Origin of the sequence: Thermus sp. (assembly GCF_037444525.1) — a bacterium.
Classification (GTDB): domain Bacteria; phylum Deinococcota; class Deinococci; order Deinococcales; family Thermaceae; genus Thermus.
In genome coordinates this window covers 1-8,356 of record NZ_JBBIMD010000078.1, presented here as the reverse complement: position 1 = coordinate 8,356, position 8,356 = coordinate 1, and the positions used below count along the sequence as shown (strand labels likewise).

7 protein-coding genes and 5 pseudogenes are annotated in these 8,356 nt (G+C 70.5%); 6 read left to right on the top strand and 6 right to left on the bottom strand.

Going from position 1 to position 8,356, the window contains the following annotated elements:
* Positions 1-436: pseudogene (locus WKI94_RS10805) on the top strand (integrase core domain-containing protein); the annotation flags it as partial.
* A 35-nt stretch (positions 437-471) separates the two neighbouring features.
* On the opposite strand, the pseudogene WKI94_RS10800 reads toward WKI94_RS10805, so the two are convergent.
* Positions 472-1,793 (bottom strand): annotated as a pseudogene (locus tag WKI94_RS10800) (FAD-dependent oxidoreductase); the annotation flags it as partial.
* 83 nt (positions 1,794-1,876) lie between these two features.
* Here WKI94_RS10800 and WKI94_RS10795 point away from each other — a divergent pair.
* A pseudogene (locus WKI94_RS10795) lies at positions 1,877-3,315 on the top strand (DUF2867 domain-containing protein).
* Here the strand turns inward: WKI94_RS10795 and WKI94_RS10790 are convergent.
* On the bottom strand, positions 3,295-3,894 hold the full coding sequence (locus WKI94_RS10790) for a Brp/Blh family beta-carotene 15,15'-dioxygenase (protein WP_337845739.1): 600 nt from the start codon (positions 3,892-3,894) through the stop codon (positions 3,295-3,297). The pseudogene WKI94_RS10795 and the gene WKI94_RS10790 sit on opposite strands and share 21 nt — an antisense overlap.
* A 151-nt stretch (positions 3,895-4,045) precedes the next feature.
* On the opposite strand from WKI94_RS10790, the gene WKI94_RS10785 reads away from it, so the two are divergent.
* Complete coding sequence (locus WKI94_RS10785) at positions 4,046-4,825, top strand: bacteriorhodopsin (RefSeq protein WP_337845738.1); 780 nt, start codon at positions 4,046-4,048, stop codon at positions 4,823-4,825.
* 95 nt (positions 4,826-4,920) lie between these two features.
* The gene (locus WKI94_RS10780; RefSeq protein ID WP_337845737.1) at positions 4,921-5,547 is read left to right on the top strand and encodes an SDR family NAD(P)-dependent oxidoreductase; all 627 of its coding nucleotides are present in this window, start codon (positions 4,921-4,923) and stop codon (positions 5,545-5,547) included.
* Here the strand turns inward: WKI94_RS10780 and uvsE are convergent.
* From uvsE to WKI94_RS10760, 4 genes are all read right to left on the bottom strand, one after another.
* Positions 5,510-6,388 carry a UV DNA damage repair endonuclease UvsE gene (gene uvsE, locus WKI94_RS10775; protein ID WP_337845736.1) on the bottom strand — a complete coding sequence of 293 codons (879 nt, stop codon included), beginning with the start codon at positions 6,386-6,388 and terminating at the stop codon, positions 5,510-5,512. The genes WKI94_RS10780 and uvsE overlap by 38 nt on opposite strands.
* A complete protein-coding gene (locus WKI94_RS10770) occupies positions 6,385-6,891 on the bottom strand; it encodes a YceI family protein (RefSeq protein WP_337845735.1) in 507 nt (168 codons plus the stop codon). The genes uvsE and WKI94_RS10770 overlap by 4 nt, the downstream gene beginning before the upstream one ends.
* Positions 6,888-7,376 carry a flavin reductase gene (locus tag WKI94_RS10765; RefSeq protein ID WP_337845734.1) on the bottom strand — a complete coding sequence of 163 codons (489 nt, stop codon included), beginning with the start codon at positions 7,374-7,376 and terminating at the stop codon, positions 6,888-6,890. The genes WKI94_RS10770 and WKI94_RS10765 overlap by 4 nt, the downstream gene beginning before the upstream one ends.
* A gap of 132 nt (positions 7,377-7,508) precedes the next feature.
* A complete protein-coding gene (locus tag WKI94_RS10760; RefSeq protein WP_337845733.1) occupies positions 7,509-7,856 on the bottom strand; it encodes a DUF433 domain-containing protein in 348 nt (115 codons plus the stop codon).
* 108 nt (positions 7,857-7,964) lie between these two features.
* Here WKI94_RS10760 and WKI94_RS10755 point away from each other — a divergent pair.
* Together WKI94_RS10755 and WKI94_RS10750 are read left to right on the top strand one after the other, a co-directional pair.
* Positions 7,965-8,110, top strand: a pseudogene (locus WKI94_RS10755) (IS630 family transposase); the annotation flags it as partial.
* Between the two features lie 78 nt (positions 8,111-8,188).
* Positions 8,189-8,356 (top strand): annotated as a pseudogene (locus WKI94_RS10750) (IS630 family transposase); the annotation flags it as partial.

The following is an 8,356-nucleotide window of genomic DNA, read 5'->3' as shown; positions in this document are numbered from 1 at the left end:
GTCCGTTTCCCATCCGGGCGGTGCAGGTGGATGGGGGTAGCGAGTTTATGGCGGAGTTTGAGGAGGCCTGTAGGGGTTTGGGCATCCGGTTGTTTGAGCTTCCTCCGCGGAGTCCCAAGTTGAATGGGCATGTGGAGCGCATGCAGCGGGCGTTTCGGGACGAGTTTTACACGCGTCCTCTGCCTTCTGGGATTGAGGGGCTTCAGCGGGAGTTGGATGCGTATTTGGACTACTACAACGGGCGGAGGCCGCACCGGGCTTTGGGGGGTCTTGCGCCCTTGGAGTTCCTGGCTAAGCTCAAGGAGGAGGGGGTCCCCACAGAGTCTCAAATGTGCTGGCCAACTACACCAGGAGAACGAGCGCCGATACTATTGCGCCTAGTAGCCTCTTCATGCTTTCACCTCCGGACTCTAGGGTAACGGGTCCCATCTTGTAGCACCTTTGTCTAAGATACAAAAAGCTTTTAAAGAACCTCAGGGCTCCCAGGGCCGCCGCGGGCACGCTCTGCCCAGGAAAGACCCGCTCCCCCACCTGGTAGGCGTTCCCCAGTACCCTCAGGCGGGCGAAGCGGAAAGGGTGGGTCTGGGGGTAGCCCCCCACCCAGGCCCGGCCCGCGAAGCGGGCGTAGGTGCAGGGGGTGCCCGCCAGGACCCACTCCGCCTCCCTTAGCCCCGGGAGGAGGGTCTCCCCCAGGGCCAGGGCCTTTTCCGCCCAGCGGGCCTTGAGCCGCAGGTAATCCCCTCGGGAAAGCCCTTCCCAAAGCCCAAGGGGGGTGTGGAGGGAGAGGCTGAAGGCGGTCCTACCCCCTTCGGGCCTCAAGGAGAGGAGGGCGTAGGGCCTTTCCCGCGCGTTTTGCCGGTAGTAGGGGGGGTCTACGGGGAAGGGCAGGAGGCCGTGGAGGACGAAGGCCCCCCAGGCATCCCTGGGCACCTTTGGGGGAAGCCCGAGGAGGGGTTCCGGGGGGACGTTCAGGATGAAGAGATCCCCCTCCACCACCTCCCTTTCCCCGCGCCTCTTCCCCCCGTAGAGGACCTCCACCCCGAAGGCCCTCCGCCCGCGGGTGAGGAGCCGGAGGGCCTGGGCCTTGTAGCGCACCTCCAGGCCCTCCGCCAGAGTCCGGGCCACCGCTCCCATTCCCCCCTGGGGCAGGACCGCCCCCCGGTGGGGAAGGTCCAGGGCAGCCGCAGCGTAGAGGGCGTAGGCCTCGGCCACCCCGCACTGGGCGGCGATGAGGAGCTGGGCGTCCAGGAAACGGAGGAAGCGGAGGTCCTTGGGGGCAAGGTCCCCCGCTTTCCGGAAGAGGTCCGGCAGGAGGGGGAGGAGGCGGGGGGCGAGGCGGAGGAGACGGAGGAGGTCCTCCGGGGTCTCCGGGGGGAAGGGGAGGTCTGGGGCCAGGCCCCAGCCTCCGCCCGCTCCGCCTGCCAGTCCCAGAAGGGGAGGACCCCTTTGCCGAAAAAGTCCTCCTGGGCCGCCCGTTCCGCCTCCCGCCCCACGGGGCGGAGGAGGGTCCCTTCCCGGAGGTGGACGGCCATGAGGGGAAACCCCTCGGGGAGGGACTCCACGGGGAAGCGAAGGCCCAGGGCCTCCTCCAAGAGGCGCATGGGCCCCCCAGGGGCGAAGCCGGAGAGGAGGGTGGCCCCCGCGTCCAGGAGGACCCCGCAGTAGGGGAAGCTTCCCACCAGGCCCCCGGGGTAGGTGTGGGCCTCGAGGACCACCACCTCTAGGCCCCGCTGGGCCAAAAGCCTTGCCGCCACCAGCCCCCCGATTCCCGCCCCCACCACCACCGCGCGCACGGGGAAAGCCTAGGGCCCCTCCCCTCCCCTCGCCTGGGGGCAGGCTACAGAGGCCTGCCCTGCGCGGGCGTACCCTAAGGGCCATGCGGGTCCTGGTCACGGGGGCCACGGGGTACGTGGGGGGGCGGCTCGTCCCCCGCCTCCTGGAACGGGGCCACCGGGTGCGGGTCCTGGTGCGGGACCCAAGCCGCCTCGGGGGCCGCCCCTGGGCGGGGGCGGTGGAGGTGGCCCTGGGGGACCTGGACCGCCCGGAGACCCTGGGGCCCGCCCTGGAGGGGGTGGAGGCGGCTTACTTCCTGGTCCACGGCCTCTACGAAGGGGACTTTGAGGAGAAGGAGGCCCGCTGGGCGGAGGCCTTCGCCCGGGCCGCCCGGGAGGCGGGGGTGGGGCACGTGGTCTACCTGGGGGGGCTCCTGCCCAGGGGCACCCCCTCCCCCTACCTCCGCAGCCGGGCCCGGGTGGGGGAGATTCTGAGGACCCAGGTCCCCGCCACGGAGTTCCGGGCGGGGCCCATCGTGGGCTCGGGCTCGGCCAGCTTTGAGATGGTCCGCTACCTCATGGAAAGGCTCCCCCTCATGGTGGCCCCCCGCTGGATCCTGAACCCCGTCTCCCCTATCGCCATCCGGGACGTCCTGGCCTACCTCCTCCTAGCCCTGCCCTGGAGCGGGGGCCTAGTGGGGTGGTGGAGATCGGGGCCCCGCCCCTCACCTTCAAGGGGATGATGGAGGTCTACGCGGAGGTACGGGGCCTTAAGCGCCTCATCCTCCCCGTGCCCGTCCTGGCCCCGCGGCTGGCCGCCTTGTGGGTGGGGCTCGTCACCCCCATCACCACCCGGCTCGCCCTCCATCTGGTGAAGGGGATCCTCCACCCCCTGGTGGCGGACACCGGAAGGGCCCGGGCCCTCTTTTCCCAGGTGGAGCCCATCCCCTACCGCAAGGCGGTGGAGCTGGCCCTGGAGCGCATCGCCCTGGGGGAGGTGGAGACCCGCTGGTCGGGGGCCCTGGGCGGGGCGGGCTTCCGCCTCGAGGACCGCGAGGGCCTTATCCGCGAGGTGCGCACCCTCCCTGTGGCCGCCCCGCCGGAGGCGGTCTTCCGGGTCTTCTCCGGCCTTGGGGGGGAGCGGGGCTGGCTGGTGTGGGGCTGGGCCTGGGCCTTGAGGGGCCTGTTGGACCGGCTCCTGGGGGGGCCTGGCCTCCGCCGGGGGCGGCGCCACCCCGACCACCTCCTCCCGGGCGAGGCGGTGGACTTCTGGCGGGTGGAGGCGGTGGAGCCCCCTCATCTCCTGCGCCTCCGGGCGGAGATGCGCCTGCCCGGACGGGCCTGGCTGGAGTGGCAGGCCCTGCCCCAGGAGGGGGGGACCCTCCTGGTCCAGACCGCCTACTTTGAGCCCAAGGGCCTCCTGGGCTTCCTCTACTGGTGGGTCCTGTACCCCCTCCACCGGGTCATCTTCAGCGAACTGGTGCGGGCCATCGCCCGGTCCGCCGAAGCCAGAGCTCCATGGTCAGGGCGTGGGGCAGGGTGAGGGCGAAGACCGCCCCCATGTAGGCCGCCAGGGGGTCTTCCAGCCGGGGGTAGAGGAGGAGGGCCAGGAGGAGCCCACCCAGGGTGGCCAGGTAGACCTGGCCCCACTCCCCAAGGCCCCGCACCCCCACCAGGCCCGCGGGGCGTGCCCCTCGGCCAGGGCCCAAAGGAGGAGGCCCAGGAGGAGGGCCACGGGGAGGGGGGGAGGGGCGTACCCCCCGGCAAAGGCCTGGAGGAAGGGCCCGATGGCCTCCCGGTGGAAGAGGAGGGGGAAGCCCAGGACCACCCCCGCCCGCAGGAAGCCCAGGCCCCCCCTCCCCTCCACCCTCCCCCAGTGGAGGAGGGCCAGGAGGAGGAAGCCCAGGAGGCCCAAGGGGGGATGGGCCAGGAGGGCGAGAAGGGGCGGGAGGGCCAGGAGGAGGTAGAGGGCCACGAAGCCCCCCAGGGGTAGGCCGAGCCGCCGGGCGATGAGGAGGTCCGCGGCCCCATGGGGCAGGCCCAGGAGGAGGGCGGAGAGGAGGAGGCCCAGGGCCCACCCTTCGGGGAGGAGGGCCAGGGGCAGGAGGTAGAGGGCCGGCACGGTACCCAGTAAAGGGCCCGCGGGTGGGGGAGTTGGTAGTGTGGTGTACACTTCCGTACAAGTATTGTCTAGACTACTCCCCTCGCCCTCGCCAGGGCCTACCTTGAGCTTCGGAACCAAAGGGTAGGCAGCCCAAAGGAGGTGGTCAAGGATGAAACCCTTGCCGGAGCTCAGCTTCCTCCAATACTGGCTGGTCTTTAACATGCTTTCCCTCACCATCGCCGGGATGCTGGCCGCGTTCGTCTTCTTCCTCCTGGCGAGGAGCTACGTGGCCCCCCGCTACCACATCGCCCTCTACCTCTCGGCCCTCATCGCCTTCATCGCGGGGTACCACTACCTGAGGATTTTTGAGAGCTGGATCGGGGCCTACGCCATGGAGGGCGGGGTCTATGTGCCCTCGGGCAAGCCCTTCAACGACTTCTACCGCTACGCGGACTGGCTCCTCACCGTGCCCCTCCTCCTCCTGGAGCTCATCCTGGTCCTGGGCCTGGGCACCGCCCGGACCTGGAACCTGAGCCTCAAGCTGGTGGTGGCCTCCGTCCTCATGCTGGCCCTGGGATACGTGGGGGAGGTGAACACGGAGCCCGGCCCCCGGACCCTCTGGGGGGCCCTCTCCAGCATCCCCTTCTTCTACATCCTCTACGTCCTCTGGGTGGAGCTGGGCCAGGCCCTGAAGGAGGGCCGGTACGGGCCTAGGGTCCTGGAGCTCCTCGGGGCCACCCGGCTCGTCCTCCTCATGTCCTGGGGCTTCTACCCCATCGCCTACGCCCTGGGGACCTGGCTCCCCGGAGGGGCGACCCAGGAGGTGGCCATCCAGGTGGGCTACAGCCTGGCGGACCTCATCGCTAAGCCCGTCTATGGGCTCCTGGTCTTCGCCATTGCCCGGGCCAAGAGCCTCGAGGAGGGTTTCGGCGCGGAGAAGGCCGCATAGGGCCTTGTGGGCTGCCCGCCCGGGGCCCCTTCGGGGGCCCCCTCCCTTTTCCCCAGGCTACAGAGCCTCCCCTTCCCTCCCCCTATGGTGGGGCCATGCGCACCCTGATCTTGGGCGCCACGGGCGGGATCGGCGGGGCTCTGGCCCGGGCCCTTAGGGGTACGGGGGAGCTCTGGCTTGCGGGCCGGAGGCGGGAGGTCCTCTTCCCCTTGGCCCAGGAGGTGGGGGGGAGGGCCCTTCCCCTGGAGCTTGGGGACGAGCTGGAGGTGCAGGCCCTCCTGGAGGAGGTGGGGCCCCTGGACCTCCTCCTCTACGCCGTAGGGGGGGTGGTGCGGCGGCCCCTCAGGGAGACGGGCCGCCTCGAGGCAGAGGGTCTCTTCCTCGCCAACTTCCTAGGGGCTTTCCTTACCTTCAAGCACGCCCGCTTCCAGAAGGGGGCCAAGGCGGCCTTCCTCGGGGCCTACCCTGCTTACGTGGAGGTGCCGGGCTTCAGCCTCTACGCCGCCAGCAAGCGGGCCCTGGAAGGGCTTTTGAACGCGGCGAGGAAGGAGTTCCGCAAGGAAGGGGTGCACCTCACCCTGGTGCGCCTCCCCGCGGTGGCCACGGGGTTCTGGATCCCCATGGGGGGGCCTCCCAAGGGGGCCCTCCCTCCGGAGGAGGCGGCCCGGCGGATCCTGGAGGGCCTCAGCCTCGAGCCCCCGCCCGAGGTGCTGGAGCTTTGAGGAGGGGGAGGGCGGCCCGCTCCTTCCCCTTGGCCTCCACCATGAGGTCGGCGGGGACGGGAAGGGCCTCTAGGAGCCTCCCATAGTCCTCCGGGTCCACCCCTTCCGCGTGGGCCCCAGGGCGCTTGCCCTGGGCCTGGCTCGAGAGGTGCACCTTGGGCCTACCCCGCCAGGTGGGGAAGGCGAGCCGCAGGGCCTCCCCTAGGCCCAGCCGGCCCGGGTTCAGGGCGTGGTGCAGGGTGTCCACCACCACCCCTACCCTCAGGGCCTCCGCCGCCTCCAGGACCTCCTCCACGGTCCAGAGCCGCTCGTCGTTCTCCAGGGCCAGGTGGCGGAGGATCTCCCTCTCCCCCTTCAGGTTTTCCACAAAGCGCCGTAGGGCCCCCGCCCGGTCCCCATAGACCCCCCCCAGGTGGAGGACGATGACCCCGTCCTCCGCCCCCAGGAGGTCCAGGGCCAAGGCGGTGTAGCGGAGCTCGGCGAGGCTCCGCTCCACCACCCTAGGGCTTGGGCTTCCCGGGTTCACGTACTGCCCGGGGTGGAAGGAAAGCCGCTGGCCAAGGGACCGGGCCAGGGCCCCTATGGCCCTTAGGGCCTCCCCGTGAACCTCGGCCCAGGGGTAGGGGAAGTGGGGGTGGGAGGCGAAGGGGATGAGGTGCTGGCCGATGCGGAAGAGGCCGAAGCCCACCTGGTGGTTCCAGCAGAGGATCCGCTCCAGGTCCCTTAGGTTCGCCTCCACCTTGGGCCGGAGGGCCTCGGGGGTCAGGCGGGCGAGGCGTAGGGTGTGGTTGGTGGTGGCCCCTAGGGTGAGGTTCTCGCAGGGGTAGCCCAGGCGGATCATCTCAGGGTAGCCTCCAGGCGGACCTCGAGGGGGTCGTCCACCTGCAGGAAGAAGAAGCTCGGCCGTTCCAGCCCCCAGTCGGAGAACCGGGTGCGGAAGGACCCCCTAAAGCGCACGGGGTTGCCCTCCAGGAGGCTCCCCACGATGCGCACGGGCCGCCTCTTCCCCACCATCTCCAAGACCCCTTCCACCCCAAAGGCCTCCCCCTCCCGGTAGGCCCTTTCGGGATAGAGGCAGGCCAGGGGGTACTCCTCCGCCTTTAGGATCTTCCGGGCCTTCTCGTCCCGCTCCGCGTTCCCCGAGTCCCAGGCCCCCTGCTCCACGCACACCCGGCCCCCCGCCCGCTCCTTCCCGTCCCAAAGCACCTCCCCCCGGGCGGTGGGGTTCCTCCCCTCCCAGGCCCCGAGGAGGAAGGTCCCCCGGTAGACCGCGCTCCCCTCCACCCGGTAGGGGGCCTGGGCCAGGGCGAGGAGGGGGAGGAGGAGGGGGAGGAGCCGCCTCATGGCCTAAACCTCCAGCCCTCCCCCAGGGTGGCGAAGTCCCGGAAGCCCAGGAAGAGGATGGGCCGCCGTTTGGCCTCGGGGGTGCCCTCCGCGTGGACCACCTCCCCGAGGAAAAGGGCGTGGTCCCCGTCCGTGGGCCACTCCGCGGCCTTCAGCTCGTAGACCGCAAGGGCCCTTTCCGGCACCAGGGTCCTTTCCAGGACCCGGGCCGGGCGCAGGGGCACCCCCAGCCGCTCCGCCTTATCCGCCTTCCGCCCCGTGAGGTAGCCCGCCCGCACCACCCAGGCCCGCTCCTCCCAGGGGAGGAAGCAGAGCGCCCCTTCCCCCAGCTCCCGGAGGAGGCTTAGGGTGTGGTTCTTGCGGTCCACCGCCAGGAGGAAGCGGAAGGGGTTCTTGGAAACCGGGGTCCACCAGGCCATGGGCATGAAGTTCCGCCCCACCGCGAGGAGGGCCAGGCGCATGGGGTAGAAGTGGGCCTTGTACACCCCCCCATGATGGCCTTAGGCCCTGGGGAAGAGTGTAGCCCTGCGAAAGGAGCGGGTTCTCCCTCAAAGGGGGAGGGGCCGGAGGCGGATGCCATGGTCCTCCAGGGCAAGCGCCACATCGCCCGGGGAGGCCTAAAGGGCATACGCCCGCACGTGGGCCGCTTCGTGGCTGGCCTCCCGCAAAAGCTCGGCCACCTTTGGCGAGAGAGCCCTGTCCACCAGGAACCGCAGGGAAAGGGGCCTGCGGCTGAGGGGTTTGGGCAAGGGGGAGTTCCCCTTCCCAGACGGCTGGGGTAGCGTGGGCCAGCGCCTCACGATATCCTCCGGTTCTAGGCCGGGGTAGGCCTCCAGGACCTCCCCTTGGGCCATGCCCCCCGCCCCCATGCCTGCCACCCCGGACACGGGAACGCGCGGACCGCGGACGCAGGGCACCCCACCCATCTGGTCCGGGTTCACCGCGATGGGGGTAAAGCAGGCCACGATTGCTACCCGCCCGGAAGGACGGACCGTTTTGTTGACACCGCACCATCCGAGGGCTTGGCACAAAATCGGAAATCCGGCCAAGCGCACCTGTCTTGGAATCTCCCCATGGGCGCTCCCATCCCCATCCACCTGACCCCGGAGGGAGACGCGCTTTTGCTTGGGCTCTCCCAGAACCCTGAGGCCCACCCCAAGACCCCAGGTGGGCCCTCATGGTCCGCCTGGCCCACGAGGGGTGGACCGCACCCCCCATCGCCGCCTTCCCCGGAGGAGGTCAAGCCCTCCCTCCGGGAGAAACTGGGGGAGGACCGGCTCTGGACCCTGGCCCAGGGGCCATGGGGCGCGTGGGGAAGCGGACCCGGCATCTGCCCTCGGGGAGGCCGACCCCGGAGGAGGGGGAGGCGAAAAGGGGGCCCGGGAGGGGAAGGGGGCGGTGGGGTATCTGGACGAGGCGGGGTTTAGCTTGACCCTGCCTGCGGGGCACGCCTGGAGTCCACTGG